Source organism: Aliiroseovarius sp. S2029, from assembly GCF_023195575.1.
Taxonomy (GTDB): domain Bacteria; phylum Pseudomonadota; class Alphaproteobacteria; order Rhodobacterales; family Rhodobacteraceae; genus Aliiroseovarius; species Aliiroseovarius zhejiangensis.
Genome location: NZ_JALPQE010000001.1, coordinates 379,272 through 400,893, shown reverse-complemented (window position 1 = coordinate 400,893; position 21,622 = coordinate 379,272). Strand labels below are relative to the sequence as shown.

20 protein-coding genes, 1 tRNA gene and 1 pseudogene are annotated in these 21,622 nt (G+C 58.7%); 18 read left to right on the top strand and 4 right to left on the bottom strand.

The features are described from left to right. Positions 1-78 precede the first annotated feature (78 nt). From MUY21_RS02000 to MUY21_RS01975, 6 genes are all read left to right on the top strand, one after another. Complete coding sequence (locus MUY21_RS02000; RefSeq protein ID WP_248408730.1) at positions 79-1,377, top strand: Na+/H+ antiporter NhaA; 1,299 nt, start codon at positions 79-81, stop codon at positions 1,375-1,377. A gap of 200 nt (positions 1,378-1,577) precedes the next feature. Then, positions 1,578-2,237 (top strand): ATP-binding cassette domain-containing protein, encoded by a 660-nt coding sequence (locus MUY21_RS01995; RefSeq protein ID WP_191285138.1) that lies wholly within the window; start codon positions 1,578-1,580, stop codon positions 2,235-2,237. Next, positions 2,215-3,936 carry a capsule biosynthesis protein gene (locus MUY21_RS01990; protein ID WP_248408729.1) on the top strand — a complete coding sequence of 574 codons (1,722 nt, stop codon included), beginning with the start codon at positions 2,215-2,217 and terminating at the stop codon, positions 3,934-3,936. The genes MUY21_RS01995 and MUY21_RS01990 overlap by 23 nt, the downstream gene beginning before the upstream one ends. A gap of 1 nt (position 3,937) precedes the next feature. Next, positions 3,938-4,774, top strand: coding sequence for a 3-deoxy-8-phosphooctulonate synthase (kdsA, locus tag MUY21_RS01985; protein ID WP_248408728.1), 837 nt, complete (start codon positions 3,938-3,940; stop codon positions 4,772-4,774). Continuing rightward, entirely contained in the window at positions 4,774-6,234 is a 1,461-nt protein-coding gene (locus MUY21_RS01980) for a phosphomannomutase/phosphoglucomutase (protein ID WP_248408727.1), read from the top strand. Before kdsA ends, MUY21_RS01980 begins: the two co-directional genes overlap by 1 nt. Positions 6,235-6,372: 138 nt before the next feature. After that, positions 6,373-6,447 (top strand) — tRNA-Gln (locus MUY21_RS01975). A 232-nt stretch (positions 6,448-6,679) separates the two neighbouring features. Here MUY21_RS01975 and MUY21_RS01970 read toward each other — a convergent pair. Next, complete coding sequence (locus MUY21_RS01970; RefSeq protein ID WP_248408726.1) at positions 6,680-6,997, bottom strand: DUF1127 domain-containing protein; 318 nt, start codon at positions 6,995-6,997, stop codon at positions 6,680-6,682. A 556-nt stretch (positions 6,998-7,553) separates the two neighbouring features. Here MUY21_RS01970 and MUY21_RS01965 point away from each other — a divergent pair. The 6 genes and pseudogenes from MUY21_RS01965 (at position 7,554) to MUY21_RS01940 (ending at position 12,520) form a co-directional block, all read left to right on the top strand. Continuing rightward, positions 7,554-8,006 (top strand): hypothetical protein, encoded by a 453-nt coding sequence (locus tag MUY21_RS01965; RefSeq protein ID WP_248408725.1) that lies wholly within the window; start codon positions 7,554-7,556, stop codon positions 8,004-8,006. A gap of 48 nt (positions 8,007-8,054) precedes the next feature. Beyond that, positions 8,055-8,486 carry a nucleoside diphosphate kinase regulator gene (rnk, locus tag MUY21_RS01960; RefSeq protein WP_248408724.1) on the top strand — a complete coding sequence of 144 codons (432 nt, stop codon included), beginning with the start codon at positions 8,055-8,057 and terminating at the stop codon, positions 8,484-8,486. A gap of 125 nt (positions 8,487-8,611) precedes the next feature. Beyond that, positions 8,612-9,871 carry a D-amino acid dehydrogenase gene (locus MUY21_RS01955; RefSeq protein WP_248408723.1) on the top strand — a complete coding sequence of 420 codons (1,260 nt, stop codon included), beginning with the start codon at positions 8,612-8,614 and terminating at the stop codon, positions 9,869-9,871. Between the two features lie 205 nt (positions 9,872-10,076). Further along, on the top strand, positions 10,077-11,168 hold the full coding sequence (locus MUY21_RS01950) for a PLP-dependent cysteine synthase family protein (protein ID WP_282568907.1): 1,092 nt from the start codon (positions 10,077-10,079) through the stop codon (positions 11,166-11,168). A gap of 104 nt (positions 11,169-11,272) precedes the next feature. Then, positions 11,273-11,425 (top strand): annotated as a pseudogene (locus MUY21_RS01945) (RraA family protein); the annotation flags it as partial. Positions 11,426-11,644: 219 nt separating this feature from the next. After that, positions 11,645-12,520: a hypothetical protein gene (locus MUY21_RS01940; RefSeq protein WP_248408722.1), complete on the top strand. Its 876-nt coding sequence runs from the start codon at positions 11,645-11,647 to the stop codon at positions 12,518-12,520. 179 nt (positions 12,521-12,699) lie between these two features. Here MUY21_RS01940 and MUY21_RS01935 read toward each other — a convergent pair whose 3' ends face one another. The 3 genes from MUY21_RS01935 to MUY21_RS01925 all read right to left on the bottom strand — a co-directional run bounded on the left by MUY21_RS01935 (position 12,700) and on the right by MUY21_RS01925 (position 15,229). Beyond that, positions 12,700-13,638: a carbohydrate kinase gene (locus MUY21_RS01935; protein WP_248408721.1), complete on the bottom strand. Its 939-nt coding sequence runs from the start codon at positions 13,636-13,638 to the stop codon at positions 12,700-12,702. Positions 13,639-13,838: 200 nt separating this feature from the next. Next, positions 13,839-14,723, bottom strand: a complete 885-nt coding sequence (locus MUY21_RS01930) for a cytochrome c (RefSeq protein ID WP_248408720.1) — start codon at positions 14,721-14,723, stop codon at positions 13,839-13,841. Positions 14,724-14,749: 26 nt separating this feature from the next. Further along, positions 14,750-15,229, bottom strand: a complete 480-nt coding sequence (locus MUY21_RS01925; protein ID WP_248408719.1) for a cytochrome c — start codon at positions 15,227-15,229, stop codon at positions 14,750-14,752. Between the two features lie 115 nt (positions 15,230-15,344). On the opposite strand from MUY21_RS01925, the gene MUY21_RS01920 reads away from it, so the two are divergent. From MUY21_RS01920 to napH, 6 genes are all read left to right on the top strand, one after another. Beyond that, a complete protein-coding gene (locus MUY21_RS01920) occupies positions 15,345-16,199 on the top strand; it encodes a LysR family transcriptional regulator (protein WP_248408718.1) in 855 nt (284 codons plus the stop codon). Between the two features lie 299 nt (positions 16,200-16,498). Next, a complete protein-coding gene (gene napF / locus MUY21_RS01915) occupies positions 16,499-16,999 on the top strand; it encodes a ferredoxin-type protein NapF (protein WP_248408717.1) in 501 nt (166 codons plus the stop codon). Then, complete coding sequence (locus MUY21_RS01910; protein WP_248408716.1) at positions 16,996-17,268, top strand: chaperone NapD; 273 nt, start codon at positions 16,996-16,998, stop codon at positions 17,266-17,268. Before napF ends, MUY21_RS01910 begins: the two co-directional genes overlap by 4 nt. Positions 17,269-17,288: 20 nt before the next feature. Continuing rightward, a complete protein-coding gene (gene napA / locus MUY21_RS01905) occupies positions 17,289-19,784 on the top strand; it encodes a nitrate reductase catalytic subunit NapA (protein ID WP_248409170.1) in 2,496 nt (831 codons plus the stop codon). 26 nt (positions 19,785-19,810) lie between these two features. Further along, positions 19,811-20,677, top strand: coding sequence for a ferredoxin-type protein NapG (napG, locus tag MUY21_RS01900; protein ID WP_248408715.1), 867 nt, complete (start codon positions 19,811-19,813; stop codon positions 20,675-20,677). Next, positions 20,674-21,597: a quinol dehydrogenase ferredoxin subunit NapH gene (gene napH / locus MUY21_RS01895; protein ID WP_248408714.1), complete on the top strand. Its 924-nt coding sequence runs from the start codon at positions 20,674-20,676 to the stop codon at positions 21,595-21,597. The genes napG and napH overlap by 4 nt, the downstream gene beginning before the upstream one ends. The last annotated feature ends 25 nt before the right edge of the window (positions 21,598-21,622 follow it).

The window sequence follows — 21,622 nt, the reverse complement described above, 5'->3', positions numbered from 1 at the left end:
AGAAGCAAAGGGTCGCGTTCCAGCAGCATTCGCCGGGACGCGACCTGTTTATAAATCAGGAACTAGACGGGGCAACATATGTATCGCGTGTGGAACTTTATCACGACCTACTCGATTCTTTTGATCAGCGGGGCAATTCTTGCGCTGATCTGGGCCAATATTGATCCACACTCATACCATCATTTCGTGGAATACCCGCTTTGGTTCAACTCGACGATCGGCATTGACATCGGGTACTGGGAAAAAGCCTATGGCGAAGCGGCGCATCACTTTGAATACGGTGATATTGAGCGTGTGGTCACGTTTCACTACTTGATCAACGACGTGTTGATGGCGCTGTTTTTTGCCATCGCCGGGAAAGAGGTCTGGGAGGCCGTGATCCTTGAAAACGGATCGCTGCGCGGCAAAAAGGCGGCGACGCCACTGGTGGCGACAGCAGGTGGTATGATCGGTCCGATCGCGGTCTATTTGGGCATCGCCTATTTCCTGGGGTCAACGACTTTCGATGCGGTTGCTCGCGGTTGGGCCATCCCGACCGCAACCGACATCGCCTTCAGCTACCTGGTCGGGCGCATGGTGTTCGGGGCCGGTCACCCGGCGGTGCGATTCCTGCTGTTGTTGGCCATTGCCGATGACGCAGCGGGGCTGATCATCCTTGCGATTTTCTATCCTTCTGGCGAGCTTGCCCCGATCTGGCTGTTGCTGTCGGTGGCGGCGTCCGTTGCAGCGTTCGTTCTGTTCAACTGGCTGCCACGGCGTCTGGACCGTGGCGATCAATTGCGCCCCCGGTCGACCTGGGTGCGCAAGAAGCTGACCTGGTATCCCTATGCCATCGCGGGCTGCCTGAGTTGGTTCGGTTTTGCCCAGGCGGGCATCCATCCGGCGCTGGGCCTGTTGCCCGTCATTCCGGCGATCCCGCATGCCGACCGCGCCTTCGGCATTTTCGCTGACGCTGAAAGATACCTGCACGACATCCTGAACGACATGGAACACGGGCTGGCCATTCCGGTCGACATCGTCCTGTTTTTCTTCGGGCTTCTGAACGCCGGGGTGGAGTTCGGTGCAATTTCGGAAGCCACATGGCTTGTGTTGGCGGGTCTGATCATCGGCAAACCCGTGGGTATTTTCATCATGGGATGGCTTGCAGCCTATCCGATGCGGCTTGGACTGCCGGCGGGGATGCGATCGGTTGACCTGATCGTGATTGGTTTCGTGGCGGCCATCGGTTTTACCGTGTCGCTGTTCGTCGCGTCGGTCGCCTTTGCGCCCGGACCGGTGCAGGACGCCGCCAAGATGGGCGCCCTGTTCAGCTTTGGCGCGGTGTTCCTGTCATTTGCGGCTGGAAAGATCTTCAAGGTGGAAAAACAAGAGGGCTGACGCCCGCATACCTTCGGCCCGTTGGGGCCGAAGGTGCCGCCCCCTGTGACGCATTAGGGACCATCTGCCGACAATTCCCCATATTTTCTTGATGATTGTTGATGGTCTTCGACATAATGATGCCCAAGTGAGCGATTATAGCGCATCGTTAAGAAAGCTTGTGTACAAGCGTAAGGCGAAAGCAGTGCCGGGGCACCCAAATGCTCGAGTTCGATAATGTCAGCAAGTCGTTCTGGACAGGACAACAGCGCAAGGTCATCCTGGACAATGTGTCCTTTCGGGTCGATCTGGGCAATTCGCTTGGCATTCTGGCCCCCAACGGAACGGGCAAGACCACGCTGATCAACATGATGGCCGGGTTGGAAAAACCCGACGAGGGCGAGATCCGGCGCCGCTGCCGCATTTCGTTTCCCCTTGGCTTCATGGGGGGGGTCATTGGCAAGCTTTCAGCCAAGGAAAACGCCCGCTATATCGCCAAGCTCTATGGCCTTGACCCGGATTATATCGAGGCCTTCACCCGCTGGCTGTGCGAACTGAAAGAATACTATGATTTTCCCGTCGCAACCTACAGTGCGGGGATGCGTGCACGGTTTTCATTTGCCTTGCTGCTGGCGCTGGATTTCGACATCTATCTGATTGACGAAGGGATGCCGCAAAGCACGGATGCCCAGTTTAACCGCAAGGCGGGTGACGTGCTGCGTGACCGGCTGACCAACTCGACGGTCATCATCGTCTCGCACCAGGCCGAGACGCTTGAGAAATTCTGCCAATCGGCGGCGGTGCTGCGGGACGGACAGTTCCATATGTTTGAAACTCTGGAAGAAGCGAAACGGCTGTATGACTACCAAACCCAGGGCTAAGAAATTCCGCATCAGCCGATCCACGCGCGCGCCACATTCCGACCCGGCGGGTGCCGAAGGCGATGCTGCCACCCAGCGGGTGAAGGCCGCGACAAGACCGGCCAATTCGGACGCAGCAAGGCCCGGCCCCACCGTGCCCCGGTCACGGAACCCCAACCCGATGGAGGAACTGGCCCAGTCCCCAACCGAAGACGGCTTTCCCAAGGAAGGGTTTAGACCCAAAGGTATACCGGCCAATGCCGCTGTTGGCGACGGGGCGTCCGAAGACGACGAGGCAGCCGCCATCGCCGCCATCCAGAAAGAGGGTTTGACCGGTCGGCAGTTGCGTATGGCGCGTCGTGTCGCTCAGAAACACGGTGTCGCCTTTGGCAGCGATTACGAAGCCGTCTACCTACTGCGCAAAGCCGGTATCGACCCCTTCAAACGTTCGAATATGCTGGAACTGGTCGGCGCGGATGGGGGCGGGAAACCGGACAGCCGGTCATCCGCCAACCTGCCACAGACCCGGCCAATGCCACAGCTTCCGGCAAATCACGTATATGATGACGCGGATCGTGCCCGTTCCATCCGGGAAATCCAGCTGGATATCGCCCGCAGGCGGCGCCGAAAGCTGCGGATGCTGTTTTTGCGTCTGGCGTTTTTCGTCTTTCTGCCCACGCTTGTCGCCGGGATCTATTACTACAAATATGCCACACCCATGTATGCGACCAAGACCGAGTTTGTCATCCAGAAGGCGGACGGGGCAGGGGGCAGCGGGCTGGGTGGCCTGTTTGCCGGCTCCGGGCTGGCCACGTCGCAGGACAGCATTACGGTGCAAAGCTATTTGACCTCGCGTGATGCGATGCTCAGGCTGGACGGTGACATCGGCTATAAATCGGTATTCTCGGATCCGGATATTGATCCGATCCAGCGCCTTGATCCTGATGCCACCAATGAAGCGGCCTACAAGCTCTACAAAAAGAACGTCAAGATCGGGTTCGATCCCACCGAGGGCATCATCAAGATGGAGGTCGTCGCCCCGACACCCGAACAAAGTGCGACATTTTCCGAAGTCCTGATTTCCTATGCGGAAGAACGGGTGGACAACCTGACCCAGCGACTGCGCGAGGATCAGATGGAAGGTGCCATCGAAAGCTATGAAAAGGCCGAGCGTGACATGCTGGACGCGCAGGCCGAGGTGTTGCGCTTGCAGGAGGAGATGGGCGTGTTCGACGCGACATCGGATGCATCAGCCTTGATGTCGCAGATCACCGGGTTCGAAAGCCAGTTGCAGGAAAAAAGATTGTCGCTGCAACAGCTGCTGGACAACACGCGCCCCAATCAGGCGCGGGTGGACGGGTTGCGCGGCGACATCGGTCGGCTTGAAACGCTGATTGCCGAACTGCGCGGACGACTGACCGAGACCGGGGGCGAATACGGGTCGCTGGCGTCGATCAGCGGGCGTCTCAGGATTGCCCAAACCAATCTGGAGACCCGCACGGTGTTGATGCAACAATCCTTGCAACAGTTGGAAAATGCACGGATCGAGGCCAACAAGCAGACCCGATATCTTGAACTTGGTGTTCGGCCCGTTGCGCCGGACGAACCGACCTATCCGAAATCGTTTGAGAACACGTTGCTGGCATTCCTGATCTTTTCGGGTCTGTATCTGATGGCATCGATCACTGCGTCGATCCTGCGCGAACAGGTGTCGTCCTGATATGGGGGATATCGTCGTCAAGGGGGTGCATGTGGGCAATACGCGCCCTCTGACCATTATCGCCGGGCCGTGTCAGTTGGAAGGGCGCGATCACGCGCTTCGGATTGCCGAACATATGGCGCAGATCTGCGCGGTGCATGGGCTTGGTTATATTTTCAAGGGCTCGTTCGACAAGGCGAACCGGACCGCCCTGTCAAGCGCGCGGGGTCCGGGCATGGCTGACGGGCTCGCAATACTCACCGCTGTCAGGGACGAGTTGGGCGTGCCGGTGCTGACCGATGTTCATCTGCCCGACCAGTGCGCCGAGGTGGCGGCGGTTGTCGATATCCTGCAAATCCCAGCCTTCCTGTGCCGCCAAACCGATCTTCTGACCGCCGCGGCAAAAACCGGCATTCCCATCAACGTCAAGAAAGGTCAGTTTCTGGCACCTTGGGATATGGAGCATGTGGTGAACAAGATTACCGCATCGGGCAATCAGCAACTGATGCTGACCGAGCGTGGCACATCGTTCGGCTACAACACTCTGGTAACAGATATGCGCGGGTTGCCGCAGATGATCGCGCTTGGCCACCCTGTGATCATGGATGCGACCCACGCGGTTCAGATGCCCGGCGGGCAAGGGGGCGCTTCAGGCGGACAATGGGAATTTGCCCCCGTACTGGCGCGGGCGGCGGTGTCGCTGGGTATCGCCGGGGTGTTTCTTGAAACGCATCCCGACCCTGCGTCGGCGCTTTCGGACGGGCCAAACATGGTTCCACTGGATCAGATGGCGGCGTTGGTGGCGGATCTGGCGGCCTTTGATCAGCTTGCCAGGCAGCGACCGCTCAGGCCGATCTGATGCGCATTTCCCCAAGCGGCTTTCGTGAATATGACGCGCGCTGGCGGTACCCCGAGGATCTTGATCTGGAAGGGATGCAGGCAGTCGGGCTGGGGTTGGGCACGCAAATGGCCCGCCGTGGTCGGGGACGAAAGATCATCGTCGGCCACGACCACCGAAGCTATTCACCCGCGGTCCGGGATGCCTTGTGCAAAGGGCTTGTCCAGGCCGGCGCGCATGTCTGCGACATCGGGATGAGCCTGTCGCCCATGGCCTATTTCGCACAATTTCACATGGACGTGGATGCGGTTGCGATGGTGACGGCCAGCCACAATCCCAACGGCTGGACGGGGATCAAGGTCGGGTTCGACCGCCCCTGCACCCATGGCGTGGACGAGATGGCCGAGCTGCGCGACATCGTCCTTTCCCGCGCCTTCGATCTGCAAGACGGCGGAAGCATTACCCCGATGCCCGGCGTGCAGGCCGCTTATCTTGCCGATCTTGCCCAAGGGGGTGTGATCTCGCGCCCGCTGCGCGTGGTCTGCGCCACCGGAAACGGAACGGCAGGGGCGTTTGCTCCCGACCTGTTGCGCCGGTTGGGCGTCGACGTAATCGAACGCCATTGTGGGCTTGATCACAGCTTCCCGCATTACAACCCGAACCCCGAAGCGTTGGAAATGCTGGACGATATGGGGGCCGCCGTCCGTGACAGCGCTGCAGATTTCGGCATCGGTCTGGACGGGGACGGGGACCGGATCGGCATCGTTGACCAGAACGGTCGCGCGGTTTTTGCTGACAAGCTGGGGGTGCTGATTGCACGGGACTTGGCAGTGCGCCACCCGGGCGCAAAGTTTCTGGCGGATGTGAAATCCACGGGCGTATTCGCCATCGACCCGGTTCTGGCCTCACACGGCGCGACGGTCGAGTATTGCAAAACCGGACACAGCCACGTGAAACAACGGCTGCGAGAGTCAGGCGCGCTGGCGGCATTCGAGAAGTCCGGGCATATCTATTTCGGGCCTCCTGTCGGGCGAGGCTATGACTGTGCCTTGCGTGCCGCCGTCGCTGTGTGTCGGCTGATGGATCATCAACCCTCCGCCAACTTATCCGACCTTGTGGACGGACTGCCGCCAAGCTGGTGCTCTCCGACCCTGTCGCCTGCCTGCCCCGATGATCAGAAGTACGCTGTCGTCGATCGGCTGACGGATATCCTTCGCGGGATGCAGCTACACGGTGACACGATTGCTGGCCAGCCGATTGTGGACATCTTGACCGCCAACGGGGCGCGGGTGCAGTTCGGAAACGGTGACTGGGCCTTGGTCCGGGCCTCGTCGAACACGCCGAACCTGGTGGTGGTATGCGAGAGTTTTGAAAGCCAGGCGCAGCTTCATGCCCTGTTTGCGGGCTTCGACGAAATCCTGCGCCAAGAACCCGCCATCGGCGCATATGATCAGGGAATCGGGTTGTCCCAGCGTTCGTGAACAGCCGTCCTGGGCGGTGTCAGAAGTAAGGTTGGTGTAACTTGCGTCGCAGCTATTCTGCTTGCGTGGATTCTGGGGCCAATCCCTCATTTTGGGGTTGCGCCCTACGCCGGCTTTAGCTAGGAAAGCGCGCACTGCTGGGGTGTAGCCAAGTGGTAAGGCAACTGTTTTTGGTACAGTGTACCGTAGGTTCGAATCCTACCACCCCAGCCAACTTCTAAAAAACCTATTGATTTTACTAAGACTCTTTTCGCTCGTTGGGAATCTATTCCCAGCTGCATCTCGTGGGTGAACGACTGAGAGTTGCGGGCAAGGCGTATAGCCTCAGCCTCTGTTTGGCGCGTACGCCTTTCGGATTGATATGTACATTGTTTTATTGTTGATCGGGTCATTCCTTGACAGGCGAAGAATGACCCGATCCGAAGAGGTGGAAACAGACCACTGTTCAAACGGCGCCTTGATATTCTCCAGTTGAATGTTGATCCGCTACAAGCGGAACCATTCCAAGTTCACGATCATTGAGAGCGTCGACAATACGACCGATGTCTTTACGGCTGATGCCCATGTCTCCGAGCCCACGATCGTCCAACTTTTGCATCGCCGCGATCAATTTGCGCCGTTTCCAGCTTCCGATGGTCGCGCGCCACCAGCGGCGCAAGAAGTCGCCTTTTTCTGATACGGAAACGATACTCGTTTTCGTCCGCTCCGCGCGCAGAACCAATAGTTTGTGGTGGAACAATATCGGATGCATGTCATCCTCCATACATAAGATTGCTGAAGCCGTGACGTTGATTTTGCTGTCGTGAGATTTCGAGAGGCGAAATATCGCAAGAGTAAGCGAAGCGGTGCAAAACCTGCGTCTTCTCATTCAGATCCAGATGATCTGTAACAACCCCGAGGCGTAGAGCGGCAACATTTGCCAGCCCCGCTCGGGGCTACCGGCGGTTCAGTGTCTTTCCTGCGAATGGCAGGAACCTCTTATGCATGCGGGTCATCATCATGTTCCATATATGGCACACTCGGGTCGCGTTTTCAATCTTGATGGACCTAAACAGAGGGTTTCGAAGCCAGCCCTCAGATTGTTGGGCCATTTGGGCCACAGAACGCCCAAATGGCCCAAGTTTGCGTCTTCGGATTGACTATTGATCCTTCAATACCTAGGTCCATTTACATGATGGTACATGCAGATCATTTTCGATTCCTACTGCTGAACCGCCCCTTTCCCCGGGCGGTCTAGGCGCGTCCGCGCCTGCCACACCCCCGGGGTCTCCTCACATTCCTGAAACGTGAACACGGCGTCTGTCGCCGGAGGAGAAATCATGTTCGATCTCAGTCAGTCTGACCGGGCAACCATCGCAGTTCATTCCCTTAGCAGCGTGCTGCTGAACACGCCTTTGGCCTTGCCCAAGGCGGACCACCGGAAACTGCAGGAACATCTTGATGCATGTGATTGTGCTTTGCGCCCCAGTTCTAAACTTCTGGCGTATGTTCTGGCAAATAAGCTGATGAACACGCGGCCCGTGGATGGGTTGCATTGTTCTGATCTGGCGATCGGTGGATCACGCGTCACCTATGCAATTGATGACGAAACGCCCCAGACTGGTTTGCTTGTCCACCGGGCCAGAGCGGGATTGACCAGCGGAGTTATCCCCGTTGCGTCGTTGCTTGGAGCCACCCTGATCGGGATGCGGGTCGGTCAGCGTGCGCCGCTTCTGAACGAAGACGGAACCATTGGCAGGCTTGCCGTCGTCGACGTCTCAAGTCCGATCTAAGACCCTGGCCAAGTCCCGCATTTACCCTTGAACGAAAGGAGACGTTCAATGTCTACCTCTATCCAAACACCGAAAACATCACGCAATCGGCACCCGAAAATCGTCATCAACGCGGATGATATTACGCATTTGGAAGGGCTGGTCGATGGCATGATGAGGCGTCATCCGGCGCTCGCTGATCGCCTGCTTGATGAAATCAGCCGGGCGCGGATTGTTTCGCCTTCCAAGATGCCGAAAAATGTTGTGGGCATCGGCAGCACCGTAACCTACCGTGATGAAAGCACGAGGCAAAACAAAACGGTGACGCTGGTCTATCCTGAAGACGCCGATATCACGCAGTTTCGAGTGTCGGTGATGACACCGATCGGTGTGGCTCTGCTGGGGCTGGCCGAGGGGGCAAGTTTTTACTGGGATACACGGGAGAATCAGCGCCGCACGTTGACCATCATCGGTGTAGAGCAACCTGAGACGGATATTTGAAGCCCGCGTTGCGGAACAGACCGTTCAGGCGAGCCCCCATCTTGTAGCGCGGTGCTTGCCTGACAGCAGCCAGACAAAGATCTGTCGAGGTTCATGCCACGCACTGCAATCGAAAGGTGTTTGTGATGAGAGTTGTCGTTATGGGTGCGGGTGTCATTGGCGTCACCACCGCATATTATCTGGCAAAACAAGGCGCGGAAGTCGTGGTGATCGACCGTCAGACCGGGCCGGGTCTTGAGACGAGCTATGCCAACGCGGGGCAGTTGAGTTATGGCATGACATCACCATGGGCAGCCCCCGGCATTCCGATGAAAGCCGTCAAGTGGATGTTCATGAAGCGCCGCCCTTTGTTTATCTGGCCTTTGATCAGCCCGACCATGTGGAAATGGTGCGTGCAGATGGTGCGAAACTGCAACGAGGAAAGCTATCGCATCAACAAGGGGCGCATGGTGCGTATCTCAAGCTACTCGCGCGATGTCATGCCAGATCTGATTGCCGAAACTGGCATCGAATACGACGGGCGTCAGCAGGGTACATTACAGCTGTTTCGCACGGCCAAACAGATGAAGGCATCGAAGGCCGATCAGGACATATTGGCGGAATATGGATCGCCTTACGAAGTGCTGGGTCGCGACGCCTGTATCGCCGTCGAACCTGCGCTTGCCGAGGTGCGCAACAAGTTTGTCGGTGGCCTGCGCCTGACCGCAGATCGCACCGGCGATTGCCGCATGTTCACAATTGCCCTGACCGAAAAATGCAACGAGATGGGGGTCGAATTCCACTATGGTCAATCCATCAAATCCATCGCTGTTGAGGCTGGCAAGGTTGTAGGTGTTGACACGGAAATCGCCGGTCGTATCACAGGGGACGCTTACGTTTGTGCCATGGGCAGCTATGCCGTGAACGTGCTGACTCCCATCGGGATCAAACTGCCGGTTTACCCGGTCAAGGGCTATTCGGTGACCTTGCCTGTCACCGACGATGCGTTTGCACCGCAATCCACGATCATGGACGAAACCCATAAAGTCGCGATCACGCGTTTGGGGGATCGCATCCGCGTTGCAGGACAAGCCGAGATTGCGGGTTATTCCGACCGTCTCGGCCCACATGCCACGGATACCGTCAAGCACGTGATCAAAGATCTGTTTCCCAAAGGCGGAGAAATTTCTAAGGCCGAAGGCTGGACCGGTCTGCGCCCGATGACGCCTGATGGAACGCCGGTTCTGGGCCCAACGCAGTATGACAACCTGTTTCTGAATACGGGGCATGGGACGCTGGGCTGGACGATGGCCTGCGGCTCGGGTCGCGCGGTGGCCGACATCGTGCTGGGCAAGACACCAGAGATTTCTATGGACGGTCTGACGGCGGCTCGATACGCCCGCTAGCACGCGTGTTCGCGGTCCGGTAAGAAGCGCAACGCCGACGGTTGACGAAACAGGTTTCGGGCTTGCGATGGAAGATATGCGGGCGACTTGTTTCCAAAGTCCGAGAACCATCTGGATCGGATGGGCTCGTGTTCTGATGGTGAAACCATCATCTGTCGTAGTCCGTTATTTGTCTGGGTGCATCTGGGCAGGCGAACCTGATAAGATGAAAGCCAAAGTGCCGGATTGGCACTATCGCCAGAAGGGACGCTGGATGAACAGCTGGGTTACTGACGCAATCGGAAAGATCAACGCGGATGCGCATCGTTCAGCTGACACTCATCTTTTCAAGCTCCCTTTGCCGCGCCTTGAGGGTGTGGACATCTACCTGAAGGACGAAAGCACCCATCCGACGGGAAGCCTCAAGCATCGGCTTGCTCGGTCGCTGTTCTTGTATGCGCTGTGCAACGGCAAAATTCGGGAAGACACGACCATCGTTGAGGCGTCATCTGGAAGCACCGCCGTGTCCGAAGCCTATTTCGCGCGCATGATCGGTGTGCCCTTTATCGCCGTCGTGCCCGAAAGCACCGCGCGCAGTAAGATCAAGCTGATTGAATTCTATGGCGGCCAAATTCACTTTGTGGGTTCCGCTCCGCAAATGCACAGTGCATCGGTCGAGCTGGCCCGCGAGATTGATGGCTATTTCATGGATCAGTTCACCTATGCCGAGCGAGCGACAGATTGGCGTGGCAACAACAATATTGCTGAAAGCGTGTTCACGCAGATGGAACGCGAACCTCACCCGATCCCTGCGCATTTGATCATGGGCGCTGGCACAGGCGGCACGTCGGCGACACTGGGCCGATATATTCGCTACAAAGGCTATAGCACCGAACTTACGGTCGTTGATCCGGAAAACTCGGTATTCTATGACAGTTACATAAGCGGTGATCGCACTCTGATTTCCGACAAATCCAGCCGGGTGGAAGGGATTGGCCGCCCAAAGGTCGAGCACTCGTTTCAACCCGGTGTGATCGACCACATGATACAAGTGCCCGATGCTGCCAGCATTGCCACCATGTTGTGGTTGGAAGAGCTGATCGGACGCAAGGCAGGCCCATCAACAGGGACAAACCTTTGGGGGGCTTTGCGGATTGCTCAGGATATGGTCAAGGAAGGTCGCCAAGGCTCTATCGTCACGTTGTTGTGCGACAGTGGGGAACGGTATCTTGACACCTATTACAATTCTGATTGGGTCAGCGACTGTATCGGCAATTGCCAACAATATCACGAGGAGTTGGCTGCCGCCCATGGTTGACCATTCACCGTAGCCTGATCAACAGAATGACTATTTTGGTTGGACTGGGTCCGTGCGGGGATCAAGTGCCATAGCGATGGGCGTCACATCCGGAAGCGGCACATACCCGTGGCACGATGCTGGCCTCGCACCCGGATGCCCCGGCCATTGTGGGCTATGCCCGTACCGCCCGCATTGCCGCTGTCACCACGCCGACTGAAGCGCCCGAAGTCATCAAGGCGCGGCGTATGGAGTATTACCGTCATATGTCCGAAGGCCTGCGCAGTCTTCTGCAGTGACGCGGAATGTGTGCCTTCCAACCCATCTGACGGACGACGCACAGTCAGCCTTGGTGGGTCTATTGGCAAGACGAACCTCTGCAGAAGCTGCAGGATCAGGTCAGTTTGCAACAGGCAAAGGGTTTCGCCCGGACGCGCGAAAGATCGCTTGTTTTCAATAGGCTGTCGCGTGCAATGTAGACTCAGAGGAGAAGGACGATGGTTCAGGGTTTGACAGACGTGAAAAGCAAGTCTGACGCGAAAAGGCGGCTTTATTGCTCTGGGTACTGGATGATCGCCGGTAACACCAAGCGGCCCAAAAGTTTATATTACTCATACCTGCCCGCGACACTCGACATGATCCGCGACCAGGATCTTGTGTTCTACAGCGATGATGAGCACCAAATGTCCCATGTTCGGGAGCTGTGTGCCGAAAGGAACATTCATCTGGTAGAGCGGTTTCTTTCAATCGTCGATTTGCCGGCATTTGGTCTGGCACAGGAAATGTTGGAAGCCTGTCGACGTATGGAGTTGGATCGTTTCGCCAAACCGGCTGAATACAACGGGGAAAAAGGGGTCGTGCATTACTGGCGGGACTTTCGTGGAAGTGGAGAGGACGTCTACTGCTCCATGCTGTCGATATGGTTGAGCAAGGTGTTTTTAACTTCGGCTCTTGCCCGGTCCGATGGTGGCGAGCGCCCAGTGGCCTGGATAGATGCCTCTTTGTCGCGTTTCAAGCGTCACAGGGATGTCAAGGCGATCCAAAAGATGGAACTGCCTCACGATCGGCTGTCCCACTATGGCAATGCCATGCGGTATTATGGCGCTCTGCTGCCGCTCAATGCGAGTTTTTTGTCGGCTCATGCCCCAGTGTGGCGCGACGTTGAGGTCGAGTTTGAGGAGGCCGCAAATCGCGCGCGAGAGATGGCCTATGCCCATGATGAAGAAACGATTTTCGCGGACTGCCTATGGCGTCGGCCCGAGCTGTTTCATTGTATCAGCCCGTCAAAAGATGTGGTGTTGGAGGCTAAGGTAAAGGAGTTTCTGAGAACTGTGCGTCAGCGGATTGGGCAGGGGCGTTCCTCTGGCTCCTGATTGCGCTTGGTCACGTTCCAGCTTGGTCCGTGCCTCAGACACCCACGCCCGGGAATAAGCTACGGTCGTTGGCAGAGCGGGCAGGGGGCTGCCCGGAGGTGCGATTTGGGGGCGTTACCCGCCGGAACCGCGACCGTTGCAGGGCGCCGTTGCCAGAAAAGGCGTCGCCATGATGCAACTTACGACCCTGCAACCAGTTCTTCGGCCCAAGGAGGGGTTGCATCGATGCGTGACACTGTGACGGCGGCGACCTTTTCGCCGAAGGCCAGAGCCGTGGCCACCGTTCTGGCGTCCCACGAAGCGCGCTTGTGTTTGGCCAAAAGGCCTTGCTGGGACAGGCTGGCCATGACGCCAGCGTTGAACGTATCGCCCGCACCAACGGTGTCGGCAATCTGAACCTGCTGCGCGGGAACCTCGACAACTGTACCATCTTTCAGATACCCGGTTGCCCCTTCGCCTCCCCGTGTGACGATGACCAGGCTCGGCCCCCGGCTCAACATGGCGTTTACCTTGCCTTCAAGCGACGTGGGCGCAGGATCGAACCAATCAAGATCTTCATCGGACACTTTCACAATGTCCGCGAGCGAGATCATGCGATCGAGTCGGGTGCGATAGTGTGTTTCGTCCGCGATGAAATCAGGGCGGATATTCGGGTCGAGCACAACGAGTCGTGTGGCAGCGTGGCGTTCAGCAAAGGTGCAATAAGTCTTGGCCCCCGGTTCACAGGCAAGGCTGATGCCGCCGAAATACAACGCGGTCGTATCGTTCGGTATTTCTGGCAGGTCGCTTGGGGCAATCATGCGTCCAGCCGAATTTTTGTCGTAAAACGAATAGCTTGCGTGCCCATCTTGCAGTTGCACGAAGGCCAGTGTCGTGGGGCGGTCGCTGATGATGATAAGCCTTGTGTCGACATGACTTTCGCGCAGGGCATCAGACAACTGTTGCCCGAACAGGTCATTTGACAGCCCGGTCAGAAGGCCGGTTTTCACGCCCAATCGGCCGAGTGCGACCGATGTGTTGAACACCGCACCCCCGGCATGTGGGACGTAGCCTTGGCGTCCTGCGACGGTCGGTTCCGGGATCATGTCAATCAGCGCTTCACCACAACACAGGATCATCGAAATCAGCTTTCATCAGTTGGCAAGTTCGGTGCCCCATTGCCACAAGGGCAGGGCGTGGGGGTGTTGTGGTGACCGTGAATAAGCAATGGCAGAAGATCAACGGGCAGTTCTTCCAAGGGGGTGTCAAATCCGGCCCGATGCGAAAGTCCTCGGGATGTGGTTGGGCCGTCCGGCCAGCGCCAACTGTGTCGTCAGAATCAGTTCAGTGCGGGCATCAGCAGATAGGCGGCAATGGCCTCCAGGTCGCTGTCGGGCAGTTGGCTGGTGTTTGCGATGACCTCGACCATCTCGCCGCCTGCTGAATCGTATTCGGGTGTCAGGCCGGTTTTCAGATACGCGACGATATCGCCCGCCGACCATTGCAGTTTCTCGGGGCGAATGTCGGGGGTGCGCCCCTTGCTGCCCGGTATCGGGGCACCTGCCAGCCATGCATCCCATTTCATGCCGCCAAATATGTTGCGCGGTGTGTGGCATTCTCCGCAATGGCCAAGTGCCTCGACCAGCTCGCGCCCACGTTCCTGTTGAGGGGTCAGCGTGTCGGTGATGATCCAGTCATCGCGCAGGAAAAGCAGTTTCCACCCCCCCAGGCTCGCGCGAATGTTGAAGGGGAAGGATACATCATGTTCACGGTTGGGGGTTGGATCGGCGGGCAGTTGACGCAGATGCGCAATCAGATCCGCGACATCCGACAGCTCGGCGCGCAGATATGACCCATAGGGAAATACCGGGAAATAGTGCTGCCCGCCCGGCGATGTCCCTTTGACGATGGCGTTCGCGATGTCCAGATCGCTCCACCCGCCAATCCCGTGATCGACATCAGACGAAATGTTGGGGGCATAGAAAGTGCCGAAGTCAGTGACGAAGGACTTGCCTCCGCTGAGCACCGTTTGATCTTCGGACTTAGGTGCCATGTGGCAACTGGCGCAGCCCATGGCGGCATAGACCACAGCCCCATGGGTGGCATCGGGCGTGTGGTCTGCCAAAGCATCAGCAGGAAGCTGCTGTGGCCGGGTCAGGTACAAACCCAACACGCACAGCAGCCCCCCGAAAATCAGCAATCTGACGATCAGTCTTCTTGTCAATTGCATGGCTCAGTTGATGCCCGCGATCAGTCGTCGGATTGGCGGTATTCTTTGTGGCAAGCACTGCAGGCCCCGCCCAGCGGACCCATCGCAGCCTTCAACCCTTCAACTCCGCTTCCCGCTGCGGTTTGCATCGCCATGACGGCGGCTGAAAACTCTTGCGCCTTTGTTCCGATATCGCTGCCTTCGGCCCAGATCGCAGGAAGAGCGCGGGTTTTTTCGATGCTACCGTTGTCGCTACCGGGCAGCCAGTAACCGGACTGCGGCAAGCCTGCCAAAGCTGCAATCGCGTCTGCCGCGCTTTGTGCCGCTTCGGCGTCATAGGGGGCTTCATCCTTGGCCATGGCCCCGAGCGTGCCAAGGTGGAAGGCATAAAGCTGCATATGTGCCTTGCGTGCCTTGACGGCGGTTTCGATCTGCTTGTCGCTGATGTGATTGTCCGCAAGTGCCAGTTGGCCGACAGAAAGTGCACAAAGTGCAAGCCCGGTCATCAGTGTTTTCCGCATGTTTCATCCTCCGTGTTGCGTCTTGTGGGTGCGTGTTTTGTCGGTTGTCGACCCTAGGGTAACTGTTCATAAATATGGTAACAGTGCGCAATATAGCAAATAAGGCTGCGAAAAATTGCACAACGAAAACTGGGATAACCTGCGCTATGTCCTGACGGTGGCCGAAACGGGATCTGTGTTGCAGGCTGCAAAGCGTCTGGGTGTCAACCACGCGACGGTGTTGCGCCATGTGGCGGCCTTCGAGACGCGTCACGGCACCACGATTTTTGAACGCACCGCGCAAGGATATCGCCTGTTGCCTGACCGCGTTCACGTCATTCGCGCGGCCCAAACGGCCGAAGCTGCCATTCAGGAGGTCATCCGTCTGGCAAGTGGTGGACGACAAGAAGTTATCGGCACCGTCCGGATTACGTCGACAGACACGCTTTGTGCGGGGGTTTTGTCCAAGTTTGCCAGGGAAATGACGGAAAAAGAACTTGGGTTTCGCATGACCCTGCTCAGCAGCAACACGCATCTGGACCTGATCCGGGAGCAGGCGCATATCGTGGTCCGCCCGTCCGAGGCGTTGTCGGATGATCTTGTCGGGACGGCAGTCGCCGATCTGGGCTTTGCGGCTTATGCCGCCGATCACGGCGAAACGAAATGGTTTGCCATGACGGGCCCCCTGTCGCGGTCGGTTGCGGCAAAGTGGATGGGCGATCATATCAGTCCGGATGATGTCACCATTTCGTGCGACAGTTTTCTGACATTGCGGGAAATGGCGGCGATGGGCGGCGGGATCACGGTGCTTCCCTGTTTTGTCGGGGATCGCGACCAGCGACTGGTTCGGCGGCATGATCTGATGCCCCACCTGACCGTCCCGCTTTGGATCGCGCGCCATGTGGATACCGTCGAGACACAGCATTTGCGGGTCGTGCGCAAACGATTGGGGGCTTATCTTCAGGGGCTAAGCACGATGCTGCTTGGATAAGGGCGGGCGGGTGACCCGCCGCTGCGGGGGGGGCGTCCCATCCTCCAGGCCGTGAACCAGACGAAACGATCGCATGTTGACTGCTCGTCAGGCCCCCGATTGGCATTGAGATACAGCCGGCGCACGGTGCGCCCGGATCAGGGCGTCCCGTTTGAGAATAAGGTTGATTATCGTCAGTTGGCGCCGGTCTCATTTGATCGAAGATCGAAAATCGACGTGTTTGTTGATCCAAGTCAAAAGGTCGCACCCCCTGATCGGTTAAAGAACAATGACAAGCCAGCAGTAAGCAAGCGAGTCATATGTCTGCATCCCCTACCAGACGCGCCTTTCTGAAAGGCAAAGTTCAAGAGGTTCCGCGCCAGCGGCCCCCCGGAGCTGGCCCCGAAGCCGAGTTCCATGACGCCTGTACCCAGTGTGGCGAATGTGCAGCCGCGTGTCCCGAAGGGATCATCATGAAGGATGCGGGCGACCGCCCGTTTCTGGATTTCAACGCCGGTGCCTGTACCTTTTGTCATGCCTGCACCGATGCCTGCGATTTTGGCGCTCTCAGCCCCGAGAACGAATGGCTCTGGCGCGGGTCGGTCGAACCGTCCTGCCTGTCGATGAACGGCGTGAACTGCCGTACCTGCGAAGATCACTGTGATCAGCGCGCCATTGGCTTTCGGCTGCAAACCGGCGGTCGTGCCCAGCCCGTGCTGGACGAAGACCTGTGCAACGGATGCGGCGGATGCTCGATGGCATGCCCTGTGGGCGCCATCACGTTCAAGAAAACAAAACCAAAGACGGAGGCCTGCCCATGACCAACATCTGCGGCTGCCTTGTGCATACGATGCCCGAAATGACCGAACAGGTCATCGCCGCGATCGACGCGACAGAAGGTGGCGAAGTGCACGCCCATGAAGACGGTCGCATCGTCGTGACCGTCGAAGACACGCCGGACATGCGCGCATCCGACCAGATCATGGCAATGCACCAGATCCCCGGCGTTCTGACCATCACACTGACATACCACCATTTCGAAGAGCTGGACGGAACCCCCGCCGCGCCTTCGACGACCCAACACCATTAAACGGGAGACCGACCATGCCCATGACTTCATCCCGCCGCTCGTTCCTGAAGGCCAGCGCCGCTGCCGCGACCGCCTCGGCCGCCGGCATCACCCTTCCCAACGGTGCGCTTGCGCAAGCCAGAAGCCCTGACATTCGTTGGGACAAGGCCGCTTGCCGCTTCTGCGGCACCGGCTGTTCGGTGCTTGTGGGCGTCAAGGATGGCCGCGTTGTGGCCACGCAGGGCGACCCCGAAGCGCCCGTGAACCGCGGGCTGAACTGCATCAAGGGCTATTTCCTGTCCAAGATCATGTATGGCGCCGACCGCCTGACCACGCCGCTTCTGCGCAAGGCGAACGGCGTTTATGACAAGAACGGCGACTTTGAGCCGGTCAGCTGGGACGAAGCCTTCGACGTGATGGCCGAGAAGTGGAAGGCCAGCCTGAAGGAAAAAGGCCCGACCGCAGTCTCCATGTTCGGGTCCGGTCAGTGGACGGTCTGGGAAGGCTATGCCGCTGCCAAACTGATGAAGGCCGGGTTCCGGTCCAACAATATCGACCCCAACGCGCGCCACTGTATGGCGTCCGCCGTGGCTGGTTTCATCCGCACCTTCGGCATTGACGAGCCGATGGGCTGTTATGACGATCTTGAACATGCCGATACGTTCGTCCTGTGGGGCTCGAACATGGCCGAGATGCACCCGATCCTGTGGTCGCGTCTGACCGACACCCGCCTGACCAAGCCGGGCGCGGAAGTGCATGTGCTGTCCACGTTCGAGCATCGCTCGTTCGAGTTGGCCGACAACGGCATGATTTTCGTGCCGCAGACGGATCTGGCGATCCTGAACTATATCGCCAACTACATCATCCAGAACGACGCGGTGAACTGGGAGTTTGTCGAAAAGAACACCCATTTCAAACGCACCGCGACCGATATCGGCTATGGCCTGCGCCCCGAACACGAGCTGGAGCAAGCCGCCGAGAACCCGGCACATGACGGCGGGCACGGCAAGCTGTCGGACATGACGTTCGAGGAATACAAGGAAGCCGTCGCGCCCTATACGCTGGAATACGTGTCCGAACTGTCGGGCGTGCCGGCGGCGTCGCTGGAGCGTCTGGCCCAGCAATATGCTGACCCGAACCGCAAGGTGATGAGCCTGTGGACGATGGGTTTCAACCAGCACACCCGCGGCACATGGGTAAACAACCTCATGTACAACGTGCACCTGCTGGTGGGCAAAATCTCGGAACCCGGCAACTCGCCCTTCTCGCTGACCGGGCAACCGTCGGCCTGCGGCACAGCGCGCGAGGTTGGCACCTTTGCCCACCGTCTGCCCGCCGACATGGTTGTCGCGAATGAAAAACATCGCGACATCTGCGAAACCGCGTGGGGCATCCCAAAGGGCACGATCCCACCGAAACCCGGCTTCCACGCCGTGTTGATGCACCGCAAGCTGAAAGATGGCGACCTGAACTGCCACTGGGTGCAGTGCACCAACAACATGCAGGCCGCGCCCAACATGAACGAAGAAGGCTTGCCGGGCTATCGCAACCCCGACAACTTCATCACCGTGTCGGACCCTTACCCCACCGTCACAGCGATGTCGGCCGACCTGATCCTGCCCACCGCCATGTGGGTCGAAAAGGAAGGTGCCTATGGCAACGCCGAACGCCGCACCCAGTTCTGGCGCGAACAAGTGTCCGCACCGGGCGAGGCGAAGTCGGATGTCTGGCAGGTCATGGAGTTCTCGAAACGCTTCACCACGGACGAGGTGTGGCCCGCCGAGCTTCTGGACACCATGCCCGAGCTGAAGGGCAAGACCCTGTACGAAGTGCTGTACGAGAACGGCAAGGTCAACAAGTTCCCGGTGTCCGAAGTGGCCGAAGGCTTCAACAACCACGAAAGCGAGCATTTCGGGTTCTACGTGCAGAAAGGCCTGTTCGAAGAATACGCCGAGTTTGGGCGCGGCCATGCTCACGACCTGGCGGATTTCGATGTTTACCACCAGGCGCGCGGGTTGCGCTGGCCCGTGGTGGACGGCAAGGAAACGCTCTATCGCTTCCGCGAAGGCTATGACCCCTACGTCAAGGAAGGCGAGGGCGTGAAGTTCTATGGCAAGCCGGATGGCAAGGCCTTCATCATCTTCGCCCCCTACGAGCCGCCTGCGGAAACTCCGGACGAGGAGTACGACCTGTGGTTCGTCACGGGGCGGGTGCTGGAGCACTGGCACTCTGGCTCGATGACCCGTCGCGTGCCCGAGCTTCACCGCTCGTTCCCGTCGGCTGTTGTCTTCATGCACCCCGATGACGCCAAGGACCGTGGCCTGCGTCGCGGGCAGGAGATCTCGATCTCGACCCGGCGCGGCGAGGTGCTGTCGCGGGTCGAAACCCGTGGCCGGAACAAGATGCCCAAAGGCGTCGTGTTCATGCCGTGGTTCGACGAGGGCCAGCTGACCAACAAGCTGACGCTGGACGCTACCTGCCCGATTTCCAAGGAAACGGACTTCAAGAAATGCGCCTGCAAGGTTGAACGCGCCTAAGCGCAGATCAGACGAAAGAAAAGATCATGTCCGCCGCCAACAAACGTAAACCCAAGCCGCTTGACCGCCGTCGCTTCCTTCAGGATGCCGCGCGGGCAGCGGGGGCGTGCGCGGTGGCGGGCATGGCGCTCAGCAAACTGGCGACAGATGCGCGGGCCTTGCCAGCGCAAGCCATTCGTCCCCCCGGCGCCCTGCCGGAAGAGGATTTTCTGGCCGCCTGCATCCGCTGTGGCCTGTGCGTCCGGGATTGTCCCTATGACACGCTGAAATTGGCCGAGCTGGGGATCGAAGGTCCCGCGACCGGCACCCCCTATTTCACCGCGCGCGACATTCCGTGCGAGATGTGTGACGACATCCCCTGCGTCGTGGCCTGCCCAACGGGCGCGTTGGATCACGGGCTGACCAATATCGACGACGCAGACATGGGTCTGGCGGTTCTGATTGATGAAGAACGATGCCTGAACGCCTTGGGTTTGCGCTGTGACGTCTGCTATCGCGTCTGCCCGGTGATCGACAAGGCCATCACGTTGGAACGCCGGCATAACGAACGGTCGGGCGCACATGCGATCTTCATGCCCATTGTCCATTCCGACCACTGCACCGGCTGCGGCAAATGCGAAAAATCCTGCGTTCTGCCCGGTGAGTCCGCCATCAAGGTACTGCCGCGCCGCCTTGCCACTGCCGAGGCGGCTGAACACTATAAACTGGGGTGGGAAGACCGAAATCCCATGGTGGACGAGTTGATCGACCTGCCCGACCGACTGCCCGGACCGGGCACCGACAACCTTGCCGCGCCCGGTGGTTACTTGCCCGAAGGCTTACCTGATCCGTCAATGGAGGGTGGCTTTTCGCCGTCCTTCGGCCTTCCCGGCACAGGAGGGACAGGACAATGAGCGAAAAAACCGCTCTTCCCGTTGGACAAGAGGCCATTCAGGAGAAAGGCTGGTGGAAAGCCCATCGGTTTCTGATCCTGCGCCGCCTGACGCAAGCCTTTTTCCTTGGTCTGTTTCTGCTGGGGCCGTGGTTCGGGATCTGGTGGGTGAAAGGCAATCTGGCCGGGTCGATGACATTCGATTTTCTGCCGCTGACCGATCCGTTCGTTCTGCTGCAAGGCATCGTCGGCCAACACTGGCCCGAGATGACGGCGATCATCGGCGCGCTGATCGTCGGCGTGGCCTATGCGCTGATCGGTGGGCGCGTCTATTGCAGTTGGGTCTGCCCGATCAACCCCGTAACCGACGCGGCCCATTGGCTGCATGACAAGCTGGGCCTTGCGAAAGGTTGGCAGCCGAAACGCAACACGCGTTTCTGGGTGCTTGGCATGGTGTTTGCCGTGTCCGCCCTGACCGGCACCATCGCGTGGGAGTTCGTGAACCCGATCTCGATGCTGCACCGTGGGCTGATCTTCGGCATGGGCTTTGCCTGGACTTTCGTGCTTGCCGTGTTTCTGTTCGATCTTGTGGTTTCGCGCCGCGGCTGGTGTGGTCACCTCTGCCCGGTCGGCGCGTTCTATGGACTGCTGGGGCAGGGCTCTCTTCTGCGCGTCAGCGCCGTGAACCGCGCCGAATGCGACGATTGCATGGATTGCTTTGCGGTATGCCCCGAAATGCACGTCATCACCCCCGCGCTTCGCGGCGCGGATGAGGACACGCCGATCATCCTGTCGCCCGACTGCACCAATTGTGGCCGCTGCGTGGATGTCTGCGCGCCCGATGTTTTCAAATTCACCACCCGGTTTGACACGACCCCCGCGCCAGCCCGCGCGTCACGCCGGAACAAACAACGTCAACCCGAGGCCAGTCGCGCGGCCTGAGACACAAAAATACGGGAGATGCCCA